Source organism: Frankia sp. AgB1.9 (assembly GCF_016786355.1).
In the GTDB taxonomy this organism is placed as follows: Bacteria; Actinomycetota; Actinomycetes; order Frankiales; family Frankiaceae; genus Pseudofrankia.
Window position 1 is genome coordinate 1 of the sequence record NZ_JADWYX010000018.1, and the last position, 26,925, is coordinate 26,925.

Annotated in this window: 24 protein-coding genes; 9 read left to right on the top strand and 15 right to left on the bottom strand. The window is 71.9% G+C overall.

Annotated features, from left to right (window positions below):
• Positions 1 to 67 precede the first annotated feature (67 nt).
• The 7 genes from I6A60_RS08935 to I6A60_RS08965 form a co-directional block, all read right to left on the bottom strand.
• On the bottom strand, positions 68 to 688 hold the full coding sequence (locus I6A60_RS08935; protein ID WP_203014529.1) for a DUF3618 domain-containing protein: 621 nt from the start codon (positions 686 to 688) through the stop codon (positions 68 to 70).
• Positions 685 to 1,116, bottom strand: coding sequence for a phage holin family protein (locus I6A60_RS08940; protein WP_307873595.1), 432 nt, complete (start codon positions 1,114 to 1,116; stop codon positions 685 to 687). Before I6A60_RS08940 ends, I6A60_RS08935 begins: the two co-directional genes overlap by 4 nt.
• Positions 1,117 to 1,160: 44 nt before the next feature.
• Positions 1,161 to 2,957: an AAA family ATPase gene (locus I6A60_RS08945; protein ID WP_203014525.1), complete on the bottom strand. Its 1,797-nt coding sequence runs from the start codon at positions 2,955 to 2,957 to the stop codon at positions 1,161 to 1,163.
• Between the two features lie 97 nt (positions 2,958 to 3,054).
• A complete protein-coding gene (locus I6A60_RS08950) occupies positions 3,055 to 3,825 on the bottom strand; it encodes a VOC family protein (RefSeq protein WP_203014523.1) in 771 nt (256 codons plus the stop codon).
• 211 nt (positions 3,826 to 4,036) lie between these two features.
• Positions 4,037 to 4,924 carry a transglutaminase family protein gene (locus I6A60_RS08955; protein WP_203014521.1) on the bottom strand — a complete coding sequence of 296 codons (888 nt, stop codon included), beginning with the start codon at positions 4,922 to 4,924 and terminating at the stop codon, positions 4,037 to 4,039.
• A gap of 230 nt (positions 4,925 to 5,154) precedes the next feature.
• The gene (locus I6A60_RS08960) at positions 5,155 to 6,168 is read right to left on the bottom strand and encodes a helix-turn-helix domain-containing GNAT family N-acetyltransferase (RefSeq protein WP_203055591.1); all 1,014 of its coding nucleotides are present in this window, start codon (positions 6,166 to 6,168) and stop codon (positions 5,155 to 5,157) included.
• A 44-nt stretch (positions 6,169 to 6,212) separates the two neighbouring features.
• Positions 6,213 to 7,028: a dienelactone hydrolase family protein gene (locus I6A60_RS08965; protein WP_203014518.1), complete on the bottom strand. Its 816-nt coding sequence runs from the start codon at positions 7,026 to 7,028 to the stop codon at positions 6,213 to 6,215.
• 175 nt (positions 7,029 to 7,203) lie between these two features.
• Here I6A60_RS08965 and I6A60_RS08970 point away from each other — a divergent pair, with 175 nt between their 5' ends.
• On the top strand, positions 7,204 to 8,730 hold the full coding sequence (locus I6A60_RS08970; RefSeq protein ID WP_203014516.1) for a cellulase family glycosylhydrolase: 1,527 nt from the start codon (positions 7,204 to 7,206) through the stop codon (positions 8,728 to 8,730).
• A gap of 6 nt (positions 8,731 to 8,736) precedes the next feature.
• Here I6A60_RS08970 and I6A60_RS08975 read toward each other — a convergent pair whose 3' ends face one another.
• Positions 8,737 to 8,976 carry a hypothetical protein gene (locus I6A60_RS08975; RefSeq protein ID WP_203014515.1) on the bottom strand — a complete coding sequence of 80 codons (240 nt, stop codon included), beginning with the start codon at positions 8,974 to 8,976 and terminating at the stop codon, positions 8,737 to 8,739.
• Between the two features lie 199 nt (positions 8,977 to 9,175).
• Here I6A60_RS08975 and I6A60_RS43410 point away from each other — a divergent pair, with 199 nt between their 5' ends.
• Together I6A60_RS43410 and I6A60_RS08985 are read left to right on the top strand one after the other, a co-directional pair.
• Complete coding sequence (locus I6A60_RS43410) at positions 9,176 to 11,377, top strand: sensor histidine kinase (RefSeq protein ID WP_203014514.1); 2,202 nt, start codon at positions 9,176 to 9,178, stop codon at positions 11,375 to 11,377.
• 35 nt (positions 11,378 to 11,412) lie between these two features.
• On the top strand, positions 11,413 to 12,078 hold the full coding sequence (locus tag I6A60_RS08985; protein WP_203014539.1) for a response regulator transcription factor: 666 nt from the start codon (positions 11,413 to 11,415) through the stop codon (positions 12,076 to 12,078).
• Here the strand turns inward: I6A60_RS08985 and I6A60_RS08990 are convergent.
• Both I6A60_RS08990 and I6A60_RS08995 read right to left on the bottom strand, forming a co-directional pair.
• Positions 12,075 to 13,403, bottom strand: coding sequence for a low temperature requirement protein A (locus I6A60_RS08990; RefSeq protein WP_238435071.1), 1,329 nt, complete (start codon positions 13,401 to 13,403; stop codon positions 12,075 to 12,077). The two genes, I6A60_RS08985 and I6A60_RS08990, sit on opposite strands and share 4 nt — an antisense overlap.
• Before the next feature lie 104 nt (positions 13,404 to 13,507).
• Positions 13,508 to 14,035: an NUDIX domain-containing protein gene (locus I6A60_RS08995; protein ID WP_203014511.1), complete on the bottom strand. Its 528-nt coding sequence runs from the start codon at positions 14,033 to 14,035 to the stop codon at positions 13,508 to 13,510.
• A 271-nt stretch (positions 14,036 to 14,306) separates the two neighbouring features.
• Here I6A60_RS08995 and I6A60_RS09000 point away from each other — a divergent pair, with 271 nt between their 5' ends.
• Together I6A60_RS09000 and I6A60_RS09005 are read left to right on the top strand one after the other, a co-directional pair.
• Positions 14,307 to 14,900, top strand: coding sequence for a Panacea domain-containing protein (locus I6A60_RS09000; protein ID WP_203014509.1), 594 nt, complete (start codon positions 14,307 to 14,309; stop codon positions 14,898 to 14,900).
• A gap of 9 nt (positions 14,901 to 14,909) precedes the next feature.
• Entirely contained in the window at positions 14,910 to 15,584 is a 675-nt protein-coding gene (locus tag I6A60_RS09005; protein WP_203014507.1) for a Fic family protein, read from the top strand.
• Between the two features lie 46 nt (positions 15,585 to 15,630).
• Here the strand turns inward: I6A60_RS09005 and I6A60_RS09010 are convergent, their stop codons facing one another.
• The 3 genes from I6A60_RS09010 to I6A60_RS09020 all read right to left on the bottom strand — a co-directional run bounded on the left by I6A60_RS09010 (position 15,631) and on the right by I6A60_RS09020 (position 18,624).
• Positions 15,631 to 16,287 (bottom strand): GNAT family N-acetyltransferase, encoded by a 657-nt coding sequence (locus I6A60_RS09010; protein ID WP_203014504.1) that lies wholly within the window; start codon positions 16,285 to 16,287, stop codon positions 15,631 to 15,633.
• On the bottom strand, positions 16,284 to 17,825 hold the full coding sequence (locus tag I6A60_RS09015) for a pyridoxal-dependent decarboxylase (RefSeq protein ID WP_203014501.1): 1,542 nt from the start codon (positions 17,823 to 17,825) through the stop codon (positions 16,284 to 16,286). Before I6A60_RS09015 ends, I6A60_RS09010 begins: the two co-directional genes overlap by 4 nt.
• Positions 17,826 to 17,961: 136 nt before the next feature.
• Entirely contained in the window at positions 17,962 to 18,624 is a 663-nt protein-coding gene (locus I6A60_RS09020) for a TetR/AcrR family transcriptional regulator (RefSeq protein ID WP_238435073.1), read from the bottom strand.
• 620 nt (positions 18,625 to 19,244) lie between these two features.
• On the opposite strand from I6A60_RS09020, the gene I6A60_RS09025 reads away from it, so the two are divergent.
• The 4 genes from I6A60_RS09025 to I6A60_RS09040 all read left to right on the top strand — a co-directional run bounded on the left by I6A60_RS09025 (position 19,245) and on the right by I6A60_RS09040 (position 25,000).
• Positions 19,245 to 20,414, top strand: coding sequence for an ABC transporter substrate-binding protein (locus I6A60_RS09025; protein ID WP_307873596.1), 1,170 nt, complete (start codon positions 19,245 to 19,247; stop codon positions 20,412 to 20,414).
• A gap of 250 nt (positions 20,415 to 20,664) precedes the next feature.
• Positions 20,665 to 22,317, top strand: coding sequence for an AMP-binding protein (locus I6A60_RS09030; protein ID WP_307873602.1), 1,653 nt, complete (start codon positions 20,665 to 20,667; stop codon positions 22,315 to 22,317).
• 9 nt (positions 22,318 to 22,326) lie between these two features.
• Positions 22,327 to 23,178, top strand: coding sequence for an SMP-30/gluconolactonase/LRE family protein (locus I6A60_RS09035; RefSeq protein WP_203014492.1), 852 nt, complete (start codon positions 22,327 to 22,329; stop codon positions 23,176 to 23,178).
• A 538-nt stretch (positions 23,179 to 23,716) separates the two neighbouring features.
• On the top strand, positions 23,717 to 25,000 hold the full coding sequence (locus I6A60_RS09040) for an ABC transporter substrate-binding protein (protein ID WP_203014490.1): 1,284 nt from the start codon (positions 23,717 to 23,719) through the stop codon (positions 24,998 to 25,000).
• A gap of 78 nt (positions 25,001 to 25,078) precedes the next feature.
• Here the strand turns inward: I6A60_RS09040 and I6A60_RS09045 are convergent, their stop codons facing one another.
• Positions 25,079 to 25,918: a carbohydrate ABC transporter permease gene (locus I6A60_RS09045; RefSeq protein ID WP_203014488.1), complete on the bottom strand. Its 840-nt coding sequence runs from the start codon at positions 25,916 to 25,918 to the stop codon at positions 25,079 to 25,081.
• Positions 25,915 to 26,856, bottom strand: a complete 942-nt coding sequence (locus tag I6A60_RS09050; protein WP_374486905.1) for a carbohydrate ABC transporter permease — start codon at positions 26,854 to 26,856, stop codon at positions 25,915 to 25,917. The genes I6A60_RS09045 and I6A60_RS09050 overlap by 4 nt, the downstream gene beginning before the upstream one ends.
• Positions 26,857 to 26,925: the final 69 nt, after the last annotated feature.

Here is a 26,925-nt window from a genome sequence, read left to right on the forward strand (position 1 = left end):
GGCCCCCCCCCTGGGGGGGGGCCCCCCGCGCGCCCCCCCCCCCCCCCCCCCCCCCCCGCGCTGTTGCCTACTTCTTCTTCCGCCGCCTGGCCACCACGGCGAGAACCAGTGCGCTGACGGCGGCCGGGACCAGCACCGGCCGGCGGCGGGCCGCCCCGGCGACCGTGGTCGCGGCGCCGCTCACAGTCTCGGTCACGGTGTCGACTCCACCGTTGGTGGCGTCGTTCACCCGGCCCGTCATCTCGGCGGCCTTGGCCCGCGCGGGGGCCGTGGCCTCGGTGGCCTTGGTCAGCCCGGGCTGCGCGGCCGCGACCGCCTTGTCCTTCGCCGAACCGGCGACAGCGGCGGCCTTCGCCCGCGCGGGCGCGGTGGCCTCGGTCGCCTTCGCGAGGGCGGGTCCGGTGAGCTCGGTCGCCTTCGCGAGCGCCGGGCCGGTCAGCTCGGTGGCCTTGCTCAGGGCCGGGCCCGCCAGCTCGGCGGCGCGGTGCCCGGCCTTGCTGGCGGTCTCGCTGACCACGTGCCCGGCCTGGACGGCCTTCGCCCTGACCTGGCTCGGGACGTCCACCTTCGCGGCGAGGGCGTCGATGGTCTCCGCGAGGTCGGCGCGGGTCTGGTCGATGTCCGCGCGCAGCTCGTCGGGGTCGGGGGTGGAGGTGTCGGACGGGGTGGTCGCGTTCGTGTTCGTCATCGCCGGGTTGCCTCCGCAACGGTGTGGATGTCCTGCTTCACGCTGTTGATCGCATCGGTGGGCAGCGGGGGCGTCGCCGCCTGGAGGTCCTTCTTGCCGGCGAGGGCCAGGACCCCGGCGGTGAGGAGGAGCGCGGCGGCGACGATCAGTGAGGCGAGCCAGGCGGACAGCACCGTCGCCAGGCCGAGCACGGCGCACGCCACCAAGGTGCCGACTCCGAAGACGCCCACCACGGCGGCGCCACCGAACAGGCCTCCACCGGCGGCGGCCTTGGCGCCTTTGCGCTTCAGCTCCGTCTCGGCGAGCGCCATCTCCCCGTGAACGAGATGGCTTACCTGTTCGGACAGACGACCGACAAGGCGCCCAACGGACGCGTCACGTGGCGCACCGGTCGCGGAGGAAATATCACTGGTCATTTCTGACCTCATCAATGCTGGTTCGAACCGATCAACTGGTTGATCGGTCCTCTTCCCTAGGCGAGGCCGGATACACCTACCAGACAATTCTGGTGGCCGGCCCCACTCTTCGGAGGGCGCCGATCAGGCGGCTGCGGTCGGGCGAGGTCCAGCGCCTCGGACAGGTAGCCGGCGCCGACGAGGACGTCGATCTGCAGATGCAGCAGCACCTGGGCCAGCACGGCGAGCCCGGGATCACGGGCCGCCGCGGCGTGGCCGCGCGGCGCCGCGGCCCGCGCCCGGTCGGCCTGCCCGCGCTTCCCGTGGCCGCCGACCAGGCCCCAGGTCGCCAACACCACCGCCCGGTCGCAGACAGCCGGCCCGGCGAGCGCCGCGGTGGCGTGCCCCAACGCCTCCTCGGACCTGCCGCGGAAGGTCAGGAGCGCCGCGCGGATCGCGGCCAGCTCGCTGCGCGCCACCGACGGCGCCCGTTCGTCACCACCGGCCAGCGCCGCCTCGGCACGGGCGAGAACAGCCTCGGCATCGTCGGGGCGGCGCAGGATGAAATGCAGGTTGCCAGCCCGGGTGACGGCGACCTGTGCCTGTTCGAGCTGATCTCTGGCGAGTCCGTCGAGCACGGACAGCTCGTCTTCGGCCTCCTGCCCGCGGTTGCCGAAGCTCAGGACGAAGGCGAGGGCGAGCCGAGCCTCGAAGCCGCCGCCGGCCCCGACCGCCGCTCGCGCGAGCCGCTCCCCGAGGGCCAGGCCCGCGAACCCGAGCGCGCTGCCGGCGGCGGACGTCAGCAGGTCCGGGTCCGCCGCGAGGTCGGAGTCCGCGGCGAGCACGGCACGGCGAAGGGTGTCGTCGACGCGCCGCCCGCCGGTCTGCGCGAGTGCCGTGGCGACGCGGCCGCGCGGCCGGCGGGCACGCAGCAAGCCGAGGTCGGCCCGCCGGACCTCCCCATACAGCGGGTGCGCGAGCGTCGCGCGCAGCCGCCGGCCGTCACGATCGACCACGACCAGGCCGCGGTCCTCCGCCTCCTCCACCACGTCCGGCCCGGTCAGCCGGGCCAGCACCGGCACCCCCAGCGGCTCACCGACGGCGAGGACGTCGACGACGTCGCGCAGGTTGTCGGGGAGCCGGCCCATCCGGGTCCGGACCAGCTCGGTGAGCCCGGCCGTGAGCACCGGCTCGCCCGACCACCGCCACACCTCGCTCACCTGCCGCAGGCGCCCGGCCTCCCGCTCACCCTCCACGAGTTGCTGGACGAACAGCGCGTTGCCGCGGGTCAGCGCCCAGATCCGTGCGGCGCTCGCGCTGTCGACCGGGCCGCCCAGCGCCGCGGCCAGCGGCGCGTCGGTCTCCGGTTGCGGGAGAGGCCCGAGCTCCAGGCGGCCGACGTGCCCGTCCTTCCACAGCGCGGTGACCGTGTCCGGTACCGGCTCGCCAGCCCGCACCGTGAGCAGCAGCGTCGCGGAGTCCCGGAGCGCCAGCTGCTGGACCAGCAGCGCCGAGACGTCGTCGAGCAGGTGCACGTCGTCGACGACGACCATGAGCGCGGCGCGGCCCACCTCGGCGAGCAGCGCGCGCCGCGCCCGTCGCAGCACGGCGGCCGGATCGCCCTCGATTCCGCCCAGCCACGGCGCGAACGCGCCCAGCGGAAGCCGGCGAGCCGTCGCGCTCGCGCTCACCCACCGGACGGCGACTCCCCGGCGTCGAGCCGTGGCCGCCGCCTCGCGGGCGAGCCGGGTCTTCCCGACCCCGGCCGCGCCGGCCAGCAGCAAACCGCCGGCCCGGCCTCCGGACCGGCGCAGCGCGGTCTCGATCAGGCGGAGCTCGTCGCGGCGCCCGGTAAGTGGCCACCCCCGTGCCATAGCCATGATCGTAGTGGCGGGTTGGGGCGCAAAACCGCCCAATGCGATGGCGCGCCCCCAACCTGCCCGGTCGATCGCCGGCCGGCGCCCGCTGGGCTCAGAGCTTGATGACCGCGAACACCTCGCCCTGGGGCCCGGTGAGGACCGCCAACCGGCCAGCGGGGCTGTCCATCGGCCCGGCGACGGCGGTCGCCCCCAGACGCTGAGCCTCGGCGACGGCCGCGTCCGTGTCGGTGACCCCGAAGTACGTCACCCAGTGCGGCGGGACCTGAGCCGGGACGCCAGGAGGCATCGGCATCAGCCCAGCGATGGTCGCGGTGCCCCCGCGCTTCCACTCGTAGTACTCCCAGCCGCCGTCGGCGCCACCCTCGACAGTCCAGCCGAAGACCGCCGGGTAGAAGGCCTTGGCGGCGTCGAGGTCGCGGCTGTCCAGCTCGTTCCAGCAGAAGGCCCCCGGCTCGTTGGCCAGCTGCGCGCCCTTGTGCTGGTTGGGCTGGAACACCGAGAAGAACGCCCCCTCGCGGTCGGTGCACACGGCCATCCGGCCGGCTTCGCCGGGGATGTCCATCGGCGCGGCGAGCACCGAGCCGCCGGCGCCTCGCACCGCCTCGGCCGTCTTGTCCGCGTCGTCGACCTGAATGTAGGTCGCCCACGCCGATGGCTGACCGGGCGCCATCGTCGGCCCGTAGCCGGCGACCAGTTTGCCGCGCAGCAGGAAGAAGCCGTAGCCGCCGGCGGCCGGGTCGGGCAGGTCCTGCGCCTCCCAGCCGAAGAGCGCGCCATAAAAGGCTTTGGACGACGCCAGGTCGGAGCTGGCCACATCGACCCAGCTTGGTGTACCCGGCTCGTAAGAGGTGAACTCGGCCATGCCGACCTCCTGATAGGTCCTGCTGATGAGTCCCGCGAAGGACGCCGCGCGCCCCGGTCGGGAACGCTAGCCGGGGCCTCCGACAAAACAGCGCGTCCACCGGTCGGGCCGCCGTCCCGTCATCGCCATGCGGACGTCAACCCCGGAATCGCACCGGTCGGGTTGCCGGCAATGCCCGAGAAACGTCAGTGAGTCGCGGTAGGTCCAGAACTCAGTAAAGGTGAACGTCCGCCGAATGGTCGTCGACGGGGAGATTTCCGGTGACCGTCGCGGTGACCTCGATGGCCTGGAGGTTGGCGAAGCCCCCCAGCACGTCGGCGAAGGCGGCGTCGGCGGCGTCGCGGCCGGTGGCGATCCGGACCAGGCTGGACCGGGGGACCTTGCGGGTCGCGTCGTAGGTCCGCCACCCGCCGTCGATCCAGGCCTCGAAGACGGCATGGAAGTCCATCGGGTCCAGCCCCGGCGCGTAGACGGCGGCGAACCGGGCTGGCACCTCCAGCGCTCGGCACAGCGTGATGCCCAGGTGGGCGAAGTCCCGGCACACGCCCTGCCCGGTGAGCAGCGTGTCCTCGGCCGAGTCGTGGACCGCGCTGGAACCGACGACGTAGGCGACCCGGTGATGGATCCAGTCCGTGATCGCCTCCACCCGGGCTCGTCCCGCCGGCAGGCGGCCGAACTCGGCGACCGCGAGACCGACGACGTGGTCCGAAGGGCAGTAGCGGCTTGGTCGCAGGAAGGTCAGCTGCTCCATCGTGAGCTGGCCGCCGGCCGAATTGGCGCGGCCCTCGGGCTGCTCGGCCTCCGGGCTCACGAGCTCGGCCCGGTAGGACACCGAGAGGGTCCCGCGCGGCGCGCGCAGCAGATGCAGGCGACCACCGTGCGGTCCAGCCAGCTCGGTCGGCCGCGGAAGGGGCCTCGCGTCGGTCGTCACGTCGAGTCGTTCGGCGTGGATCCGGCCGGACCGGGCGACGGCGATCTGGAAGGCGATGTCCGCGGGCTCGTCGACGCCGAACACGAGGTCACAGCTGACGACCCTGCCGGAGTCGGCGGGAGCGGGCGGGATGCGTGCCCACTCGTTGGCCGGGTGCTGGCTGGTCATCTCAACGGCTCCGCGCAGGCTGGACCGGGACCGCCGCCGGATCGGGAAGATCGGCCAGTTCGAGAGTGGACATCGCCTGTCTCATGATGGTCGCCCAACCCCGGCGGCCTGCACTGCCGGATGCCTCGACCGGCAATGACGCCGACTTTCGTATCGACGTTCATCACTTCCCAGCCCGTCGCCATTCTGCCAGATACCGGGTCACCGGGTGCCGGTGTCGATCTTCGGAGTCAGAGGTCGAGCTCCCAGATCTGGCCGATGAGGTCGTGGCCGAAGGAGTGATGTGGCTCAGAGCTGACGAGGGTGAAGCCGGCACGTTCATAGCCGCGTCGGGCGTCGGTGAGGACGCTGTTCGTCCACAGCCGGATCCGGTCGTAGCCGGTCCGGCGGGCGAAGCCGAGGCATTCGTCGATGAGGCGGCCACCGAGGCCGAGCCCCCGGGCGGAGGGCTCCACCAGCAGCAGACGAAGCTGAGCGGTGGTGTCGTCGTGGCGGACGCAGAGGACGCAGCCGACCGGTTCGCCGTCGATCTCGGCGATCCAGGCGGACTCGCGGGCCGGGTCGCGGCCCGAGGCGTAGTCGCTGACGATCCGGCTGACGAGGGCCTCGTAGCTGGCGTCCCAGCCGAACTCCTGCGCGTACACCTCGGCGTTGGCGCGGATCACCCAGCCGAGGTCGCCGGGCCGCGGTGCCCGGATCACGGCGAGGCCGGCCCGGGGATGGCCGCTGAGGACGTTCTGAATGGTCTCCATGGCCGCGAGCAGGCGCTGCCGGTCGGATTCGCCGAGGACGTCGAGGAAGCGATGGGCCCGGTCGTCGGAGCGTCGATTGAGCTCGGCGAACGTCTCCCGGCCGCGCGCGGTGAGCCGGATGGCGCGGCGGCGGCCGTCGTCCGCCGCCGCGGTGGTCTGGGTCAGCCCGTCGGAGGTGAAGCGGCGCAGGATGCGGCTGAGGTAGCTGGCGTCGACGTCGAGCTGGCGGCGCAGCTCGGCGGCCGACGTGGTGGGGCGTTGGGCCAGTTCGTAGAGGACGCGGGCCTCGGTGAGGTTGTACGGGCTGTCGAGGAGTCCGCTGCGCAGCGCGCCGACGGCGTCCGTGTAGAAGCGGTCGAACCGCCGCACCGCGGCGACGCCCTCCGCCGCCGTGCCGGACTGGGCGGCTGGGGACTGCGCGACCGGGGACTGCGCGACCGGGGACTGTGCGACCGGGGACTGTGCGACCGCGGACTGGGCGGGAGCAGTCATGGACCCAGTCTAGCAAGTAGTGGACTCGGTCCACTATCTGTGTGCTAGGCCGGCAGGAGCCGCGTGCGGAAGAGCTCCAGGACCTGGTCGAGCGCGGCCCGGGTGGGCTGGCCGGGCTCGTCGATGAGGTGCTCGGTGAGGACCGAGTGCGGCTTCATCGTGGCCGCGGGGTTGGCGCTGCTGTCGTCGAGCTCGACACCGACGAAGGCGGCGCCCAACTGTTCGCGCAGGGACCGGAAGCGCGCACCGGGCGAGAGGCCGTCGCCCTTGAAGCGCAGGCCGAGCACCTGCAAGCCCTCCGCCGTGCACCGCCCCTTGACCACTTCCAGGTCGGTGCTGGAACAGTCGATGGTCTTCTTGTGGGCCTTGCTGATAGGAAAAGGCAGCGACGGCTCCGCCAGTACGGGAGCAATCAGGCTGGGGTGCGTCGCCATCGCGAGCGCGAATCCGCCGGTGAAACACATGCCGACGGCGCCGACGCCAGGCCCGCCGCAGCGGGTGTGCTCGTCGGCGGCGAGGGCGCGCAGCCAGGAGACGACAGGTGACGTGCGGTTCGTCGCCCAGATCGTGAACTCCCGGCTGACGCAGGCGGGAACCAACGACGACATCGTGTACCGCAGGGCACCCAGCCGGCCGCCGTCGAGCGGGTCCTTGCCGGGGACGCCGAAAAGGTGCGGCATCACCGCCGTGCAGCCGATGCCGACGACCTTGCGGGCGAACGCGGCGACCTTCGGAGTGATCCCCGGCATCTCGGCGATCACGATCACGGCCGGGCCGGTGCCGGATCGGTACACCGTTCGAGTCTTGCCGTCGTGTGTGAAGGTCGTCGTCTCGAAATCGGCGAGATCATCGTCGGCCATGGCAGGGAGTCAACCAGAACGTCCGGGCTCCGGCGGGTCGGCAGCCGGGTCGTGGCGGCCGGTAATCCCGATCCGGTCCGACTCCCGGTTGGCGACCAGTCCGCTGATTGGATTGTCTGGGCGAAAACTGTTGTATTGTCCCGCTCCTGGTAGTCGATCAGGACGGGGTATCGCGATGCCTGGGCGACGCGTCAGTGGCCTGTTGACGTTGGTCGGAATCGTGGTGCTGCTGGTGGTGAGCTGCGGTACCGACCAGCCTGCCAGACCCAACCGCCCGCCCGCGCCCACCGGGGCGGTGCTGCCACTGGGCCAGACCGGTCGGTGGATCACCGACGCGGCCGGTCGGGTCGTCATCCTGCACGGCCTGAACGAGGTGTACAAGGTGGCGCCGTACACCCCGTCCTCCGACGGTTTCGGCAGCGACGACGCCGCCTTCCTGGCCGCCAACGGATTCGACGCGGTCCGGCTCGGCGTCATCTGGGCCGCGGTCGAGCCGCAGCCGGGCCGGTTTGACGACCGCTACCTCGCCTCGCTCGCCGACACGGTGCGCGTTCTCGCCGGCCACGGCATCGTGGCGTTGCTCGACTTCCACCAGGACCTGTACAACGAGGCTTTCCAGGGTGAAGGCGCTCCGGCCTGGGCGGTCCAGGACGGCGGTCAGCCGAACCCGGAGCTCGGCTTCCCCGCGAACTACTTCAACAATCCCGCGCTGAAAAACGCCTTCGACCAGTTCTGGTCCAACGCGCCGGGCCCGGACGGCATCGGCTTGGAGGACCACCTGGCCGCTGCCTGGGCACACGTCGCCGGTTACTTCCGCGACAACGCGGCGGTGTTCGGCTACGAGCTGCTGAACGAGCCCTGGCCGGGGACACCGTGGCCTGCCTGCGCGGACACCCACGTCGGCTGCCCGGACTTCGACACCCGCCTCACCGTGTTCTACCAGCGGGTGGACACCGCGATCCGGCGCGCCGATCCGGCGAAGACCATCTGGTTCGAGCCCAACCTCCTGTTCGACGTCGGCGTCCCCACTCATCTCGGAACGGTCGCCGATCCGCGTACCGGGCTCGCCTTCCATGTCTACTGCGCCACGGAGTCGGTGAGTGGCAGGAGCGACACCTGCCCGGCCGAGGACGGCCCGAAGTTCGCCAACGCCCAGACCTATACGGCCGCGCACGGCATCCCCGAGCTGCTCACCGAGTTCGGCGCGACGAACGACCTGACCTATCTCGCCCAGGTGATCGCCACGGCCGACCGCGACCAGGTGAGCTGGCTGGAATGGGCCTACGGCAAGGAAAGGAACCAGACCAGCCAGGAAGTGGAAAAACAGGCGCTGGTGTACGACCCGGCCCAGCCGCCGACCGGCCCGAACGTCAACACCGCGAAGCTGGCGACGCTTGCCGAGCCGTACCCGCGCGTGGTCGCCGGCACGCCCGTGTCGTGGTCCTTTACGAACGGGACGTTCCAGCTCGTCTACACCACCCGCCGGGCCGACGGCACCCGCGCCTTCCCGGCCGGAGCCGAGACCGACATCGCCCTGCCCGCGGTCCATTTCCCGAACGGCTACGTCGTCGAGGTCGACGGTGCCAAGGTCGCCACGCCGGCCAGCGCGACGGTGCTGCGCCTGCTGGCCCAGCCCGGCGCCAGCAGGATCACAGTCACGGTGACGCCCGGGAAACAGGCATCGGGCGGGGTCCGGCGGTGACCCGCGTCAGACGCGCTGGGCGTGCCGCCGCCAGCGCCAGCCGATGAAGAACGTCAGCGCGGAAAGCGGCGCGAGTACCAGGCTGAGCAGAAGGCCGTCGGTGTAGCTGGCGTCGTGGCTGGGCGCGGTCGCGATGAGTGTCGCGGCGGCGATGGCGTAGAGCGCCACCTGGATGCCCAGCGCGAGACGCAGGTGGGCGAACCGGCCGAGCAACAGGCCGCCGAGCAGGGGAAGGATGGCGGACATGGGGACCTCCAGTGGTGTCGCGGACGGCGGGCCGCCGGCTGCGGCCGCTGTCTCCCGTTGGTGCCAGGGGTGTCGAGGTGAGGAGTCGAGGTGAACTGTCCGCTGTCACCAGGGACCTCCGCGTCCGTGAGCGCCCGGGACTATCCGCTCCGTGCCCGCACGGAGGCGCGTTCGCGACGGTCTGGGTGACCATGGGGGTGTGAGTGACGAAGGACCGGCCAGCGTCGCCGTGACGCGGCTGGTCGTCGATGGCGACCCGCGCGTGGACCAGCCGGAACAGAGGACCCCGTCAGGCCTGTCGCTGTCCCGGCGCGCGCACTCGGCGGCGGGAGACGGCTCGCCCTGGCAGCGGTGGGTCCTGTGGCTGCTGGCGGCGGGATCGGGCGCGGGCACCGCTCTTGCCATCGTCGTGGCCGTGCGCGACGGGCTGACGTGGGACCGGTTCGTCCGAGGCGACCTGGGTCTTTCGACGGTGCTGGCCGTGACGTTGCCGCTACTGGGCGCCGCGATCGCGCACCGGGAGCCCGGTAACCGGCTGGCGTGGGTCTTCGCAGTCACCGGGGCGTCGAGGATGGTCTTCACTCTGTCCATGGCGTGGGCTGGCCATATCTATCTGACCGGTCCAGGTACAGGGCCCGGCGGTCCGGTCGCCTCCTGGCTGTCCCTCTGGTCCAGGCTGCCGGCACCGGCGCTCGCGCCCCTGCTCCTGCTGTGGTTCCCGGCCGGCCGGCTGCCCCCGGGCCGGCGCTGGCGGCTCGCCCAGCTGCCCGTCCCGGTCGCGCTCGCGGCGGTCGTCGTCGTCGCGGCCCTGAGCTGGCCGTACCGCGGCCCACGGACCCTGCCAGAAGCGCCGACCCCGCCCGGCGTGGCGCCGGCTATCGTCGTCGTCGCCTTCGGCGTGGTGGTCGCCGCCGTGCTGACCGGTCTGTCGCTGGGGCTCGCGAGCCTGATCAGCCGGCTGCGCCACGCCGCGCCGGTCGTGCGCCAGCAGGTGAAGTGGCAGCTTTTCGGGGGCGGGGCCGGTGTGGTCCTGAACCTGGCCGGTGACGTCGTCGCTCCTCGCGCCGGGCTGAACCTGGCCGGCACGCTGGTGACCGTCGCCGCGATGCTCCTCGCGATCGAGCGATACCAGCTGTGGAACGTCGACCGGTTGATCAACCGCACCCTCGTCTACGGCACGCTGACCGTCCTGGCCGCCGCCACCTATGCCGGGTGCGCCGCCGGCCTTGGCCTGGTGACCGCCGGCCTCGCGCACGGCCGCAGCGTCGCGGTCGCCTGCGCGACGCTCGCCGCGGCGGCGCTGGTCAGCCCGGCCCGACGCACCGTTCAGGCCAGGATCGACCGCTGGTTCGACCGCCGCCGATTCGACGCCGTCGACCGCGTCCGTGCCTATGCCGACCGGCTCGGGACGACGCCCGCCGTGCCAGGTGAGCTCCGCGACGTCCTTGCCGCGGCGCTGCGCGACCCTGAGCTGGTCCTGCTGTTCACGCTCGACGACGGCCGTCTGGTCGACGCCACCGGCACCCCCGCCGAGGTCCCGGCGCGGGCGGCAACGCGCACCGAGCGACGGCTGACCAGCCGGGCCGGGCGTGATGGCGCGGGTCGTGGTCCAGCCGCTGGCGAGCTGGGGGCGCTGATCTGCCGGCGGTTTCCCCCACACGAGGCCGGTCTGCTCGACGCGGTGCTCGCGGCCGCCGCAATGCCACTGGAGTACGCCCGTCTGCAGGCCGAGCTGCGGGTCCAGCTGGCCGCCGTGCAGGCGTCCCGAGGCCGGATCGTGGCGGCGGCCGATGCCGAGCGCCGCAGGATCGAACGCAACCTGCACGACGGCGCCCAGCAGCGCCTCGTCGCGCTCGCGGTGCGGCTGCGTTCTGAGCAGCGCCGCCACGGCGACGCGTTCGACCCGGCGACCGGTCCGTTGCTTGATCTGGCGGTCGACGAGCTGCGCGCGGCGGTCGAGGACCTGCGGGCACTGGCGGCCGGGCTGCTACCTGCGGCGCTGGCCTCCGAGGGCCTCGGCCCAGCACTGCGCGAGCTCGTCGACCGGGCACCGGCCGGCGTCCGGCTGCTCGGGCTGCCCGAACACCGGCACGGCCCGTCGCTCGAGGCGACCGGCTGGTTCGTGGTCGCGGAAGGCCTCGCCAACGCCGCCAAGCACGCGTCCGGCGCCTGGGTGACGGTCACCGCCTCTTGTCACGAGTCGTGCCTGACGGTCGCCGTCGTCGACGGTGGCGTCGGCGGCGCCGTGATCGGCCCGGATACGGCTGGTCCGCCCGCCGCCGGCGCGGGCAGCGGGCTGCGCGGGCTCGCCGACCGGGTCGAGGGCTGCGGAGGCCGGCTCGTCGTCACCAGCCCGCCCGGCGGCCCGACGGAGCTGCGCGCGGAGCTGCCATGCGGATAGCGGATGGCAGGGCCGGCCCGGACGACGATCAAGCACTGCGGGTGGTCATCGCCGATGACGCGGTGCTGCTCCGGGAGGGTGTGCTGCGAATTCTGGCGGACGACCGGATCACGGTCACCGGAGTCGTCGGTGACCCGGACAGCCTGCTCGACCATGTCGCCCGCGAGGCACCCGACCTCGCGATCGTCGACATCCGGATGCCGCCGACGTTCACCGACGAGGGCCTGCGCGCGGCCCGCGCGATCCGCGCCGACCATCCGGGCACGGCCGTCCTGCTGCTGAGCCAGCACGTGCAGGTCGGCGGAGCGCTCGACCTGTTCACCGCGGGCGCCGGCGGGCTGGGTTACCTGCTCAAGGACCGGGTGATCGAGATCGACGACTTCCTCGCCGCGGTCCGTCGGGTCGCCGCGGGTGGCTCGGTGGTCGACCCCGTCGTGATCCGCGCGCTCGTCCAGCGGCGCTCTCCGCTCGGTGCCGGTGCCACGCTCAGCGAGCGGGAACGCGACGTCCTGAGCCTGATGGCCCAGGGCCTGTCCAACGGGGCGATCGCGGCCCGGCTCGTCGTCAGTCTGCGCACGGTCGAGACGCACGTCGCGAGCATCTTCACGAAGCTCGGCCTGCTCCCCACCGCCGAGGAGCACCGCCGCGTCCGCGCCGTCATCACCTACCTCAACGGACCAGCCGGTCCACCCACCGACTAGACCTCGACGTCCCCCGTCTGCGTGGGTGCGTCGTCGCGGGACTGCTCGACGGCCGCGGACGTGATCAGGACGGCGGTCAGGATGCCCATGGCAGCCAGCCGGTCGAGCGAGGTCAGGAGGGGAGCGGCGGCGAGCAGCGCGCCGGCCACCCCGACCGGCCACCACGCGTGCCGGCGGCCGACCCGGGCGCAGCAGGTGGCGAGACCGGCCAGGAACAGTGCCGGGCCGCCGAACGCCACCAGCGCGCCGGACAGGCCGATCGGCTCTTCCGGGTGCGCGATCACCAGCTCCAGCCCGACGGCGGCCAGCACGATGCCGGCGATGATCGGCAGGTGCAGGTAGGTGTAGACGTCCCGACCGAGCTTGCCGGCCTCGGTCGGGGCGCTGTGCCCGATCCGCGCCGCCACCACCTCGGACACCTGGCCGAAGTACAGCCACCACAGCGCGGTCGACAGCAGGAACGCGACCCCGAGAGCGACGGCGACCGTGACGGTGAGCCTTGACTCGGACGCGGTCGCGCCGGCGAGAACGATGCTTTCCCCGAGCGCGATGATGACGAAGAGCTGGAAGCGTTCGGCGAAGTGATTGCCCTCGACCTGCCATTGGCTCGTCGGGGTCGAGCCGAGTCCCGGCAGCCAGTACAGGACGAGCGGCGCCGTCAGGTCGATGAGCAGCGCGGCGCCCCACAGCCCCCAGCGCGCGTTGCCGTCCACGAACGCGCCCACGATCCACGGCGGTGCGGTCAGCAGGCTCCAGGCCAGGATCTGGCCGAAGTTCCGGCGAAAGCGACCGGTCGGGCAGACCACGACGACGAAGACGTTCCGTACCACCTGCAACGTCACGTAGCTGGCCGCGAACAGCAGCCCGCGCCCGCCGAACGCGTCCGGCACGGCGATGGCCATCAGCAGGCTCGCCATCATCACGAACACGAGCACGAGGCGGACGGTCACGGTGCGCGGGTCGAACCAGTTCGCCATCCAGGTCGTGTAGTTCCAGGCCCAGTAGATGACGACGAGCATGAAGGTGGCGCGGGCGGCGCCGGGCCAGCTGAGGTCGGCGAGCAGGTAGTGCGAAAGCTGCGTGACGGCGAAGACGTAGACCAGGTCGAAGAAGAGCTCGAAGAATGTCGCCCGCTGCTCCCCGGCGGCCCGGCTCCGGATCAGCGGGATGTTCGGGATGGCGAACGGCTGCTCCCCGCTCTCGCCGGCCGCGTCATCAGTCAGCCCGCTGACGGTGTCGGACTCGGGTAGTGGGCCCGAGACCTGGCGCGGAATCGCGGCCTGAGCGGGAACCGGCTCTGTGGGCAAGGACGGACCGGGCTCCATTCGGGCAGCATAGGCGTGACGGCGGATCTTCCGGAACGCCACCGGACGCTGCCCCCGGCGGCACGCTCGCGGACAGCGAGGATCGCGAGAGGGCCGACGTGGGATCAGGTGGCGGGAACCGAGGTGAGCCCATCTGTCCTGGCGAAGTAGGCGGCCATCGCGTCGGTGTGGGTCGGGAAGACGAGGCGCTGCGGCTGGGTGAGGACGAGCCATTCCACCGTCTCGTTCGACGCCGTCACCGGCGGCAGGTCGGCCAGCGGCCGCTCGGGCAGCAGGCCGAACACCAGCAGGACCCCGCCGTCGCGCCCGCTGTGCACGTCGAACAGGCGGACGTCGGCCGCGTCCGCGAGGATTCCGGTCTCCTCCCGCAGCTCGCGCACCGCGGCTTCCTGCCAGACCTCGCCGACCTCCATGAAGCCGCCGGGCAGCCCGAGCTCGCCGCGGCCCGGGTCGATATCGCGGCGCACCACGACCAGACCGGAGCCACCTTCGGGCATGGTGACGGGCAGCAGGGCGACCGCGACCGGAAGTGGATTGCGCCACGTTGTCTCGCCGCAGGCGCCGCACAGCCGGGGCCACGACGCGTCGGGCTGGTAACGGGTGCCGCAGTACGAGCAAAACGAATTCTGCATAGACGCTGACCATAATCGTCGCGGTCGGCAGAGACCCGCCGGGACGGGCCGCGCGCGGACCGGTGCCGTCCGAGGACCGGTGGCGGCCCGTTGGCGCTGCGCACGGGGCAGGAAGAACAGCTCAGCGGCCTGCGACGGGCCCGGCCTGACCCTAAAATGGGTAACGAATGGGCATGCCGGACGTGAACGGCAGCACGGGTCGCCTGGACGGGTCCCCTGCCGGCGCCAAGCGATCACGTCCGCGGGGGATCTCGTCCGGGCGGGAGGCGCGATGGCGGAGAGCGTCGACGACGTCGCCGCCTACCTGCTGGAGCGTCTTGGCGCGGTCGACCCCGCACGGCTTCAGCGGCTCGTCTACTACACCCAGGCCTGGCACCTCGCCGACCACCACGTGCACCTGTTCGAGGACCCGATCGAGGCGCGGGCCGACGGACCGGTCGTGCTCCGGCTGCACGACCAGGCTGACGGCCGGGACCAGGTGCACGAATGGCCGGCGGGCGACCCGCGCAGGGTCGGCGCGCGTGCGCGCGACGTGATCGAGTGGGTGCTGAGGTCGTACGGCCCGTTCCCCGACGGGGAGCTGGCCCGGATCGTGCGCGCCGAGGCGCCGTGGCGGCTCGCTCGGCAGGGGCGCCGCGTCGCCAGACGGTCGACGAGGTTCGTCGACCCGACGGTGATGGCCATTTACTACGACCGGCTCCGGGCCTCCCCGGACGTCGCGGTGCTCGTCGCCGTCGGCAGCGCGCGCCTGGAGGGCCACGAGTTCGGTCCACCCGAGGTCGACCTGCTGCGCGCGGCGGCCACGGGGACACGGGCGGCGGACGACATCGTCGCCGAGCTGGTTCGGAGGAATCGGGCGTCGTGACGGCACCCCATGAATGACGACCCCTACTGCTGGCCGGGCACCGACTGCCTGCGCAACTTCCTCGACCTTCGGGACCCGGAGAAGCTCGACTCGGCCGAGCACGAGATCGTCGGTGTGCGCACCGTCGAGCTCACGGCCTCGGTCGTGCCCGGCGCGTATGACGCCGCGCACCTGCTGAGGTTTCACCGCCAGCTGTTCCAGGATGTCTACGACTGGGCAGGCCAGACCCGCGTCGGCAACATCTCGAAGGGGAACGTGCCGTTCTGCCCGGCGCAGTACATCGGTGTCCGGATGGACCAGCTGTTCGCCGGCCTGGCCGCCCGGGGGTTCCTCTCCTCGCGGGAGCGAAGGCCGTTCGTCGCCGCGTTCGCCTCGCTCTACGGCGAGCTGAACGCCATCCACCCGTTCCGGGAGGGCAACGGGCGGACCCAACGGGCCTTCCTGCGCCAGCTCGCCGCGCATGCCGGCTGGACGGTCCGCTGGGAGCTCCTCGAACGTCGCGCGAACGACGGGGCCTGCCGCGAGTACTGCAGGTCCGGCCGGACCACCACGATGATCGATCTGCTCGCCCCGATCATCGAGCCCCGGGCGACGTGGCCCGACCAGCGCCGGGAGACGGACCAGGCGCACGCCGACGGCGGTTCCGGCGAACCAGCCGCGAGCCCGCGATCGGTCACCCGCTGACAGTTCCGGCCACGGAGACCTCAGGCCACGGAGAGCCACGGAGAGCTCAGGCCGGCGCCGACCGCGGTTTCGGCGTCGGTGACAGCGACCAGGTGCCGGCGTCTCCCCAGATCGGGAACAGTGACGGCCCGCCGTCGGGCAGGGTGATCTCCGGGCCGATCCGGCGCAGGCCCATCCGCTCCCACAGGGCGAGGCTGCGCAGGTTCGACGCCTCCGCGTACACCCCCGCGCCGGCCTCGTTGGCGGCCCGCGCCAGCAGGTTGCTGATCGCGTGGGCATGGCCCTGGGCCTGCACGCCGGGCCGGACCGCGGCGAACATCACGTGGTAGTGCGCGGGCAGGTCGGCCGGGAGCGCCTCGTCCAGGGCCTGCATGATGATCGCGGCTCGTTCACCGCCCTCGCCACACGCGGTGAACAGCGCGTTGAGGAAGTCGCCGGTCTCGGCCTCGGACAGCGCCGTCGCGCCCGGCGGCGACCAGACCCCGAGCCCCTCGTAGTTCGCCGTCGCGCCGATCTCGCCGCCGTGATCGAGGATCATCTGGGTGGTCACCCGGAAGAACCCCGCGACCAGCGCCGACCGGTTCGCCAGGTCCAGCGGGAAGTTCCAGGTGAGCACCGGGTCGGCCGCGAAGGCCAGGCACAGCGTCTCGACGACTGCCTCGATGTCGGGTCGTCCGGTGCGCAGGTACTCCGCGCTGGTCATGCCGTTCCCTCCGAGATGAGGTCGTCGTCGTGCGGATGGCTGGGCCGGGGGAGAGTTGGCGATCGGGTGGGGGCGGCGGCCGTTGCTCGGTGCGCCGTGACGAGCGCGTCCACCGCGGCGTCCACGGTTGCCGCGTCGGTCTGCCAGTTGCAGACCGACAGCCGCAGCGCCGTGCGCCCCCGCCAGCGGGTCGGGCTCGCCCAGCCCACCCCGCCGCGCTGGAACGCGTCGATGACCGCCTCGGTGTGCGCGTCCTCGGTAGGTGTGTCGTGGCCGGCCAGGTCCCGGGCGTCGGGGGAGCGGCCGTGGCGCGGCGGGGTGAACCGGACCAGCACCTGGTTGAGCGTCACCTCGGCGAGGACGGTGACCCCGTCGACGCGGGCCAGCTGGTCGGCCATCCGCCGGGCCAGCGCGCAGCACCGCTCGACCAGCTCCGCGACGCCGTCCGCGCCGAGGTGGCGCAGCGTCGTCCACAGGACCAGCGCCCGGGCCCGCCGGGACATCTCCGGGGTGTAGTCCATCGGGTTGCGCACCCCGCCCGACGCCGACGGGAGGTAGTCGGCCTGGGCGCGCAGAGCGGCCAGATGTGAGGTGGGGTGGGCGCACAGCGCGATGCCACAGTCGTACGGCACGTTCAGCCACTTGTGCGCGTCGGTGGCCCACGAGTCGGCCCGGTCCAGGCCGGCGAGCCCCGGGACCGTGGCGCGCAGCCGAGGACTGGCCGCGGCCCACATCCCGAACGCCGCGTCCAGGTGCAGCCAGCCGCCGTGGGCATGGGTCAGCTCGGCGATGGCCGCCACCGGGTCGACGGCACCGGTGTCGACGTCGCCGACCTCGCCGCACACGATCAGCGGGCCGTGGGTCGTGGCCAGCAGGTGGGCGAGGTGGTCCAGGCGCATCCGGCCGGCCTCGTCGGTGTCGACGAGGTGGATCTGCCCGCCGAGGCCGAGCAGCCGCGCCGCCCGGATGACGGTGACGTGGCAGCCCCGGCTCGCCAGCACCCGCGGCGCCGGCGCGCCGACCAGCCCCGCGGACGCGACGTCCCAGCCGACCGCGGCGAGCACATGGTGGCGCGCGGCGGCCAGCCCGATCAGGTTCGCCGCGGCGCATCCCGTCGTGATCCCGACCGACGTGGTCGCGGGCAGGCCGAACAGCTGGGTGAGCCAGCCCGCGACCGTCTCCTCGACCACCGCGGCGGCCGGGCTGGACACGTGCAGGACCGGGGTCTGGTCCCAGACGGAGGTCAGCCATTCCGTCGCGACCGCCACCGGGTAGGCGCCACCGGTCACGAATCCGAAGAACCGGCCCGAGGTCGACGGTGAGAGGCCAGGCTCGGCGGCCGCGATGAATTGTTCCAATACTTCGGCCGAACTCTGTCCGGCGGCCGGAAGGTCTCCACCTAGCTGTGTACGGAGTAGCTGGAGGGCCTCGTGCGTCGAAACCGGGTGTGTTGTGTCGCGGCCCAGGTAGTCCAGGGCGTGGCGGACGACGATGTCGAAAAGACGGGCTAGTTCATCCTGATTTCGCGCGCGCCACATTCATCCCCCGCTGGTGTAGCCAGGCCGCGACGCGTCGTCACGTGCCTGGCTTTGTTCCCCGAAAGGGACGATATACCAGAAGAAGATCGGCTTTTGTGGAATGCGAATGGTCGGGCTGCCGGCCTGGGTTCGGTCGTCAGGCCCCATCCGTGGCCGGGTTCGGACCGCCGGGTCCGTTGCCGTCCCGGATGGCCGTCTCGATGAGCGTGATGGCCCAGCGTGCGGCGCGGGTCGCCCGTTCGCGGTCGAGATTCCAGGTGCCCATGAGGCGCTCGTGGGTCGGAACGTGCCAGAACATGTCCAGCATGGCGGCCGCGAGCTCGGACTCGTCCGCGGTCCAGGTGGCCGCGGCCGTCGACACGGCGGCGACGAGCGCGCCGCGCCGGCGTTCGTCGATGCCGACGAAGGTCGGGTCCTCGTGCGTCGGCGTGGCGGTCGGGAAGGCCGAGAGGTAGTCGAACATCCGGCCGACGACGTCGCCGAAGTCCTCCAGCCGCAGCCCGTCCAGGTCGACGCCGGCCTCCTCCAGGAGCCGGCGCATGACGGTGTCGCGAAGGCGGCGCTCGTTGCCGAAGTAGCGATAGATGGTGCTCTCGTTGACCTCGGCGCGCCGGGCCAGCTCACGGATGGTCAGGCCGTCCCAGTCCCAGGTCGGAAACGCGCGCACCATCTCGACGGCGGTGGCCACGATCCGTTCCTGCGTCATCGCGGCCTGCTGGCGGCGCAGCGGGCTCTCGTACGCGCGGCGGCTCTCGACCGGCCGGTCGCCCTCGGCCGAGGAGAGCGGCTCCTCCGGCATCGGCCCTTCCGCCGCCACGAACCACCAGCCCCTTTCTGAACGCCATGGTGGTGGGCCGGCGTCAGCCGGCGGTCGGCGGTGCCTTACCACCCACCTGCCCGACTATGCCCGAAGCAAGAAGCGTCAGGTTCTCCTGACGGCCTGACGTTCGCGTGCCGTTGGCGCGGTCGTCCACTCGCCAGTGCCGGCGGTTGCCGCTATATTCGCGCAAGACTTCTCGCACCAATACCCGTTATGCTCGTTTTGCGCCGCTTCGTACGGGTTGGCGCCCGTCGGAGCTCCAGGTCCCTCGGCGACTGGCCTGGAGTTCCGACGGTTCCTGCACCGCCGCCTGGCCCGTTATTACAGCCGCCTGGCCCGCCACAGGCGAACGCTGTCGAGCCCGATTTCCAGCGCGGGAGTTCCGCCGTGACCTCGTGCGCCGCCCGTGCACCGCCGCTGCCAGGACCTCCCCACGCCGTTCCTCGGAGATGAAGACCATGAAGAGCCGTTGCTCCCGCGTTCGCAGAGTTCTCAGCGTCGCCGTCGTGCTGTTGGGGTTACCCATGACGGGCTGCGCTGGGTCGTCGCATTCGGGCGGGACAACGAGCAGTTCGTCGTGCAGGAGTGGAGCGCCGGGCGTGACGGCCGACTCCATCAAGATCGGTTTTGTCTATCCCGACACCGGCGGCCCGATCGCCGAGGCATTCCGGCCGGCGCGCAGCGCGGTCGACGCGCGAATCGCGCTGGCGAACGCGAACGGTGGCGTACACGGCCGCAAGATTGACCTGGAATGGCGTGACGACGAGGCGAACACCGGGGCGTTCGCCCTGGCCGCCCACGACCTCGTCGTCCAGGAGGGCGCCTTCGCCCTGATCGCGCAGACGGTGGACCTCGACCGGCCGACCGCGGACTGGCTGCACGCCAAGAACGTGCCGGTGACCGGCCTGGCGACGAGCGCGCTCTGGGGTGAGTACAGCAACATCTTCCATTTCGGCTCCCTGTTCAACAAGGGCGGCGCGGTGGACACGTTCGGGCGCTACGTGAAGGCGCAGGGCGGGACAAAGGCTCTCGTCGTCTGGGACCCGAGCGCCGAGACGTCAGCGAACCTCGCCATCCAGCTGGCCCCAAGCCTGCAGAGCCAGGGCGTCCAGGTCGTCGGCCAGACGACCTACTCCGAGACCGTGTCCAACCCGGCCAAGGTGGCGACGCTGCTGCGCCAGGACGGAGCCGATGCCCTGATCGGCGCGGTTCAGGCCGACGCCTTCATTGACATCTACGCCGCAGCCAAGGCCGCGGGGATCAAGCTCAACGTCGCGCTCAGCGCCAGCAACTACGGCCCCACGCAGCTTCGGACGCGTGGCGCCGCCATGGCCGGCATGTCGATGACGATGGGATACCGCTCCTATACGGAGAAGTCCCCGGCGATCACGGCCTACGAGCAGGCGGTGGCCAACTACGCGCCTGAACTGATGAACCCGTTCGACGACCTGGCGATCACTTCCTACGTCGCCGCCGACGAGATGGTCCGCGGCCTGGAACTCGCCGGCGCCTGCCCCACTCGTCAGTCATTCATCACCAACCTGCGGCAGGTACACGACTACGACGCGGGTGGCCTGCTCGCGCCGACGGACCTGAGCAGGCCGGCGGACCCGGACGCGTGCTTCAACTTCCTCAAGGTCAGCCCGGAGGGCGACAGCTACGCGCCGGTCCGCGGCAACAGCCCGAGCGGCTTCTGGTGTGGGTCGAAGCTGCCTGCCGGCTCCGATACCCTCGCCCCGAGCTCGCCGGCTTCCACCGGCCCAGCCTGACGGCGGTTCGACCTGCTGGTGGCCCCGCCTGGCGGAGCTTCTCCGGTGGTGCCCGGCTCGGCCGGTTGCCAGACTCAGGCTGTTGCCAGGCTCGCCGGCCGTCGCTAGGGTCCTTGGAGTATCGAGGTCGACGTCGACATTGAAGGCGGCGACATTGACGACGTCGCCATACGCGGCGGCGGACGGCGAACGCGGGCCGACGGCGTCCCGTCGACGACCTCGACCGTGGAGGTGACGTGGCTTGACCACCGTGGGTGACCTGCTGCGCGAGCGGTCCGACAGCGACGCGGCCGCGCTGCTCATCGGGGACGAACGCTGGACCTTCCGGCAGCTGGCCGAGGAGGGCTCCCGCCGCGCCGCGGTCTTCGAGTCGTTGCGCGACCAGGACCGGCCGCCCCACGTCGGCGTCCTGCTCGACAACGTTCCCGACTACCTGTTCTGGCTCGCCGCGGCCGCCCTCTCCGGGTCCGTCGTCGTCGGCATCAACGCCACCTACCGCGGCGACGCGCTCGCCCAGCTGGTGCGCCACACCGACTGCCAGGTTCTCGTGACCTCACCGGAGTACCGGCCGCTGGTCGAGGGCCTGGACACCGGGATCGGCGCCGAGCGCACCCTCGTCGTCGGCAGCGACGAGTACACCGCGCTGGTGGCCGCGGCGCCCGCCGGACTGCCCGACCGGCCCGTCGCCGAGGACGACCTCTTCCTACTGATCTTCACCTCCGGCTCGACCGGCCTGCCGAAGGCGGTGCGCTGCACGCAGGGACGGTTCGCCCGCACCGGCGGGCACGTGGCCCGGGTCGCGGGCCTCGCCGCAGGGGGCTCCGGGACGGCGGGCTCCGGGACGGCGGGCGAAGGGACCGCGGGCGACGTGGTCTACTCGCCGCTGCCGTTCTTCCACTCCAGCTCGCTGTTCACCGGGTGGTCGGCGGCCCTGAACGCCGGCGTCCCGCTCGCGACCCGGCCGAAGTTCTCCGCCTCGGGCACGCTGCCCGACGTGCGCCGCTTCGGCGCGACCATGCTCACCTACACCGGCAAGGTCCTCAACTACATCCTCGCCACCCCCGAACAGGCCGGCGACGCGGACAACCCGCTGCGCCTCGCCATCGGCAACGAGGCGTCCGCGCGGGACATCCGGGAGTTCGCCCGCCGGTACGGCAGCACGGTGCGCGACAGCTACGGCTCGACCGAGGGCATCATCATCATCCGCCGGGACCCGTCCATGCCCGACGGGGCGCTTGGCACGGCCGACCCGACGGTCAAGGTGCTCGACTCGGAGACGGGCCTGGAGTGCCCGCCGGTGGTGCTCGACGCGCAGGGCCGGCCGGCCAACCTCGACGAGGCCGTCGGCGAGATCGTCGAGACGGCCCCCGCCTCGGGCTTCGAGGGCTACTACAAGAACGAGCACGCCACTCGAGCTCGGTTCCGGGCCGGCGCTTACTGGTCCGGTGACCTGGCCTACCGCGACGCCGACGGCTGGCTGTACTTCGCCGGCCGCTCGAACGAGTGGCTGCGCGTCGACGGCGAGAACTTCGCCGCGGCGCCGGTCGAGGCCATCCTCGCCCGCCACCCCGACGTCCGTTCGGTCGCCGTCTACGCGGTCCCGGACGACCCGGTCGGCGACCGGGTGATGGCGGCGATCGAGCTGCGGTCCGGGGCCGGCTTCGACCCGGCGGCCTTCGACGCCTTCCTGGCCGAGCAGCCCGACCTCGGGCCCAAGTGGGTCCCGGCCTTCGTCCGGGTCACAGACGAGCTGCCGAAGCTGGCCAGCATGAAGATCGACAAGCGGGGCCTGCGGCGGGACGCGTGGCGCCCCGGCCAGGTGCTGTGGCGGCCGGGCAAGGGCGAGGGCCTGCGCCCGCTCGACACCGCCGACCGGGCCCGCCTCGAACCGCTGCTGGGCTGAGGAGGCACGATGACCGTGCTCGACCCGGACGTCCAGCCGGCGTTGCTGGCCGACGGCTTCGTCTTCGCGGAGGGCCCGCGCTGGCGGGACGGGCGGCTCTGGTTCTCCGACATGCACGGCGAGGCCGTGTACACGGTGACGCTGGCCGGTGAGACCAGCCGGGTCCTGAACCTGCCGGGACGCAAGCCCTCGGGCCTCGGATTCCTGCCGGACGGGTCGGCGCTGGTGGTCTCGATGGCCGACCGGGAGCTGCTGCGGCTCGCGCCGGACGGGTCCTACGCCGTGCACGCCCGGCTCGGCCACCTCCTCGACGACGAGCTCAACGACATGGTCGTGGCGGCCGACGGCACCGCCTTCGTCGGCAGCTACTCGCTGACGCCGGACACCGGTGTGCTGTTGCGAGTCACCCCCGACGGCGTGCCCTCGGTCGCCGCGGCGGCCATGAGCTTCCCGAACGGCGCGGTGATCTCGGCGGACGGCCGGACGCTGACGGTCGCCGAGTCCAAGGGCCGGCGGTTCACCGCGTTCGACCTGGACAGCGACCTGAGCCTGCGGGGCCGCCGGGTCGTCGCCACCACGCCGGACGCGGCCCCGGACGGGATCGCGCTGGACGCCGACGGCGGCATCTGGGCCGGGTTCCCGCTGGCCCACGAGTTCCGGCGGGTGCTGCCCGGCGGAGAGGTGACCGACCGGATCCCCACCGGCGAGCGGATGGCGATCGCGTGCGCGCTGGGGGGACCGGACGGCCGCACCCTGTTCCTGCTGTCGGCGCGAGACTGGAACTCGGCGGCGCTCGGTGGCGCACGGACGTCCGTCATCGAGACGACCCGGGTCCGGGTACCCGGCGACGGGCTGGCCTGAGCCGCCCGAGGCTCCCAACAGTTCCCAACCCGATCGACGCCCAGCCAACGGACGGCGACGTACCCGGCCGTCGTGGCCACGGACCGTGCCGGATCCTGGACATAACGGCACCAGCTGGCCCGTGACGGATCCGCGCGGACCAGCGCTCCGCAACTGGCTGTGCGGGCCTCCGTGAGTGGCCACCCACGGCTCGGTCTCGCCTCGCGCGCCGGACAGTGACATCCGGAGAAACGATCGATCCATTTCCCTCCGTGGTGCCCGCGCCTCATCTCGGTGATCAGGAAAACACCCGCACAATTCCGGGCAGAATTGGCCGGATCGCCCTCGACAAGGCCTTGCCTGGAGCCAGAGACTTTGGGCCTTGGTGGCCGGTCGGTGACGATTGTCACGTGGCGGGCGCGGGGGCCGGTCCCAGTCCGTTCATCGGTCGGTGCACGCCGGCCGATCGCGGACTTCGGACGATGCGCCAGAACCGACCAGCCCGGGAAGGGCCATGGGCCACAGCGGGCCCATGGGTCACGACGAAGGAGGAGCCGTCTTGGCTCGCCAGCTCGGCAATCGGCATTCTCGGGTGCTCGCGGCGGTGGCTGCTGTGATCGCCACCTCGCTGGTGGCGGCCGGCTGCGGGGCGGCCGGCGGCAGCTCGTCCAGCAGGTCGTCGGCGGCTGCGTGCAACACGCCTGGCTACAGCGCCAACGAGATCCAGCTGGGCTTCATCTACCCCAACAGCGGCGCGGTCGCTCCGGCGCTGAGCGCTTCCAAGAGCGGTTTCGACGCGCGGATCGCCGAGGCGAACGCGGCCGGCGGCATCTACGGGCGCAAGATCGTGACCTCCTGGCGCGACGACGCAGGGACGCCGGGGCAGAATCTCGAAGGCGCCGAGGACCTCGTCGAGCGGCAGAAGGTCTTCGGCCTCGTAGAGGCGACGGTGGCCGCCGGCGGCAGCGCCGAGTACCTCCGCAAGAACAACATCCCGGTCTCGGGAATCGCGGCCGAGGCCCTCTGGGCCGATCCCAAGTACCGCAACATGTTCGAGTACTCGTACGTGTTCACCACCGGCCCGTCGGTGACGACCTTCGGCGACTACGCGAAGTCGCAGGGCGGCACCAAGGCAGCCGTCATCGAAAGCGACGGCACGGCGAACGCGACCGACATCGGCGCGAAGATCGGCGCCAGCCTGGCGGCGGCCGGCATCCCGACCGCGCCCGGCCACTTTCTCTACAGCCCGAACTCGGTCGACCCGGAGAAGTTGGGCGAGCAGCTGAAGGCGGCCCATGTCGACGTCGTGGTCGCGGCGTTCGCTGGTGACCAGCTGGCCGAGCTGGTCCGCGGCATCAAGGCGGGCGGCGCGTCCCTGAAGGTCATCCTCGCGCCGAGCGGCTACGACAGCTCGCTGGTGCGCAAGTACGGCAAGACGCTCAGCGGCCTGACCGCGGCCGTCGCCTACGTCCCGTTCCAGATCGGCGACAAGGCCCACCAGGACTACCTACGCGCGATGAGCAACTTCGCCCCCGAGCTCCAGCCGCCGGACCAGGAGCTCGCCTTCGTCACCTACATCCTCACCGACCTCTTCCTGTACGGCCTGCAGAAGGCGGGCCCCTGCCCGACCCGGGCCGGGTACATCGACGCGTTGCGAGCCAGTACGTACACGTCCGGCCTGCTCCCGGGGCCGGTCGACATGACGAAGGACTTCGGCCAGATCGCGCGCTGCTACACCTTCATGCGGGTGAACGACGCGGGCACCGGCTACGACGTCGTCCCCAGCGCCGAGGCCGGTGCCACCGACCGCAACCAGTGGTGCGGCCAGCGGCTCACCCAGTAGCGACCCAGCTGGCAGTGGCGACCCAGCTGGCAGTGGCGACCCGGCCGGCAGCGGCGACCCGGCCGGGTCGGCGCCCGGCTACTTGATACCCGTCGTCGCGATCGAGCTGACGAAGAACCGCTGGCCGGCGAGGAACAGCAGCATCACCGGGAGCTGGCTCATCAGCGTCGCGGCCATGAGCACCGGCCAGTTCGTGAAGTGCTGGCTCTGGAAGGTCGCGAGCCCGATCTGGACGGTCATCGCGTCGGGCGAGGAGGTCACCACCAGCGGCCACAGGAAGTCGTTCCAGACCGTGAGGAAGGTCAGCACCGCGACGGTGCTCAGTGGCGGGCCCATCAGGGGCAGCAGCACGCTGCGCAGAATCCGCAGCCGGCTCGCGCCGTCGATGAGCGCCGCCTCCTCCAGCTCGACCGGCAGCGTCAGGAAGAACTGGCGCAGCAGGTAGATCCCGAACGGCGTCACCAGGTTCGGGACGATGAGGGCCGGCAGCGAGTCGACGATCCCGAGGTACTTCACGATGAGCAGCGTCGGGATCATGATGATCTGGAACGGGACCATCAGCGTCGCGAGGATCGCGCCGAACGCGAGCCGGCTGCCCGGGAAACGCAGGCGCGCGAACGCGTAGCCGGCGAGGCCGCACAACACCAGGTTGCTCACCACGCAGCTCACCGACACGATCGCGCTGTTGAGCAGCCAGTGGCCGAACGGCGACCCGTTCCAGGCCTTCGCGAAGTTGCCCCACTGCGGTGAGTGCGGCAGGCCCGGCGGGAACTTCCGGGTCTCGTCCACCGTGGACAGCGCCGTTCCCAGCATGAAGAGCAGCGGGAACACCATCAGCAGCGACGACGGGATGAGCACGAGGTGCCAGCCCGAGGGCCGGCGCCAACGGTGTCGCCGAGGCGGCGCGGCGATCGTCATGGCCGCTCCGCCGACGTGGCATCTCCAGTGAACCGGGACTGCGCCCAGGTGACGAGCGCGATGATCACGAAGAGGACGGTCGCCATCGCGGCGGCATAACCCGCGTGGAAGAACTCGAAGGCCTGCCGGTAGAGGTAGTAGACGACGACGTTCGTCGCGTTCAACGGGCCGCCGCGGGTCGTCACGAAGATCTCGTCGAAGACCTGGAGGGCGTTGATTGTCAGCCACACCGTGAGAAAGCCAGTGACCGGCCGCAGCAACGGCACCTGGACCCGCCAGAACGCCCCGGTCCTCGAGCACCCGTCGATCTGCGCGGCCTCCAGGACGTCGCTCGGGGTCCCCTGGAGGCCGGCGAGATAGATCAGGGCGCCGAAGCCGGTCCAGCCCCAGACCGTCATCGCGACGACCGACAGCAGCGCCGCGTGCGGCGAGGAGAAGAATCCCGACGTCGGCAGCCCCACCTTCGCCAGCGACATGTTGACGAACCCGAACGCCGGGTCCAGCAGCCAGGTGAAGATGACTCCGGTCGCGACCGTCGACGTCACGACCGGAATGAAGAAGGCCAGCCGGTAGACCGAGATCCCGCGAATCCGGCGGTTGAGCGCGGCGGCCGCCAGCAGCGACAGCAGCAGGGTCACCGGCACGAAGATCGCCGTGTAGACGAGCGTGTGGCGGACGGACGCGACGAACAGCGGGTCATGGACGAGCTCGCGATAGTTGGCGAGGCCGGCCGAGGTCGCCGGCGTCTGCAGGTCGCTGTGCTGGAACGACAGCACGAAGGACCAGACGACGGGGACCAGCCCGAACACCCCGATCAGCAGGACGCTGGGCGACACCATCGCCCAGCCGACCAGGCTGTCGCCGAACGACCTGCGCCCCGGCCGCCGTGGCTCGGCGGCTGTCGTGGGCCGTCCCGGAGGCGTCCGCCCGGGCAGCATGGTGCGCCGCGGCACCCGGGGCGGCGGCGGCCCCGGGGCCCCCCCCCGCCACCCCCCCGCCCGCGGGCC

Bases quoted from the DNA above. Each gene is read 5' to 3' on its own strand.
- I6A60_RS09045 (WP_203014488.1), bottom strand. From the start codon at position 25,918: ATGACGATCGCCGCGCCGCCTCGGCGACACCGTTGGCGCCGGCCCTCG.
- I6A60_RS09010 (WP_203014504.1), bottom strand. From the start codon at position 16,287: ATGACCAGCGCGGAGTACCTGCGCACCGGACGACCCGACATCGAGGCA.
- I6A60_RS08975 (WP_203014515.1), bottom strand. From the start codon at position 8,976: ATGTCCGCCATCCTTCCCCTGCTCGGCGGCCTGTTGCTCGGCCGGTTC.
- I6A60_RS09050 (WP_374486905.1), bottom strand. From the start codon at position 26,856: ATGCTGCCCGGGCGGACGCCTCCGGGACGGCCCACGACAGCCGCCGAG.
- I6A60_RS09005 (WP_203014507.1), top strand. From the start codon at position 14,910: ATGAATGACGACCCCTACTGCTGGCCGGGCACCGACTGCCTGCGCAAC.
- I6A60_RS08955 (WP_203014521.1), bottom strand. From the start codon at position 4,924: ATGACCAGCCAGCACCCGGCCAACGAGTGGGCACGCATCCCGCCCGCT.
- I6A60_RS08935 (WP_203014529.1), bottom strand. From the start codon at position 688: ATGACGAACACGAACGCGACCACCCCGTCCGACACCTCCACCCCCGAC.
- I6A60_RS08995 (WP_203014511.1), bottom strand. From the start codon at position 14,035: ATGCAGAATTCGTTTTGCTCGTACTGCGGCACCCGTTACCAGCCCGAC.
- I6A60_RS09035 (WP_203014492.1), top strand. From the start codon at position 22,327: ATGACCGTGCTCGACCCGGACGTCCAGCCGGCGTTGCTGGCCGACGGC.
- I6A60_RS08950 (WP_203014523.1), bottom strand. From the start codon at position 3,825: ATGGCCGAGTTCACCTCTTACGAGCCGGGTACACCAAGCTGGGTCGAT.
- I6A60_RS08970 (WP_203014516.1), top strand. From the start codon at position 7,204: ATGCCTGGGCGACGCGTCAGTGGCCTGTTGACGTTGGTCGGAATCGTG.
- I6A60_RS08965 (WP_203014518.1), bottom strand. From the start codon at position 7,028: ATGGCCGACGATGATCTCGCCGATTTCGAGACGACGACCTTCACACAC.
- I6A60_RS08990 (WP_238435071.1), bottom strand. From the start codon at position 13,403: ATGGAGCCCGGTCCGTCCTTGCCCACAGAGCCGGTTCCCGCTCAGGCC.
- I6A60_RS08945 (WP_203014525.1), bottom strand. From the start codon at position 2,957: ATGGCACGGGGGTGGCCACTTACCGGGCGCCGCGACGAGCTCCGCCTG.
- I6A60_RS09000 (WP_203014509.1), top strand. From the start codon at position 14,307: ATGGCGGAGAGCGTCGACGACGTCGCCGCCTACCTGCTGGAGCGTCTT.
- I6A60_RS08960 (WP_203055591.1), bottom strand. From the start codon at position 6,168: ATGACTGCTCCCGCCCAGTCCGCGGTCGCACAGTCCCCGGTCGCACAG.
- I6A60_RS09020 (WP_238435073.1), bottom strand. From the start codon at position 18,624: ATGCCGGAGGAGCCGCTCTCCTCGGCCGAGGGCGACCGGCCGGTCGAG.
- I6A60_RS08940 (WP_307873595.1), bottom strand. From the start codon at position 1,116: ATGAGGTCAGAAATGACCAGTGATATTTCCTCCGCGACCGGTGCGCCA.
- I6A60_RS09015 (WP_203014501.1), bottom strand. From the start codon at position 17,825: ATGTGGCGCGCGCGAAATCAGGATGAACTAGCCCGTCTTTTCGACATC.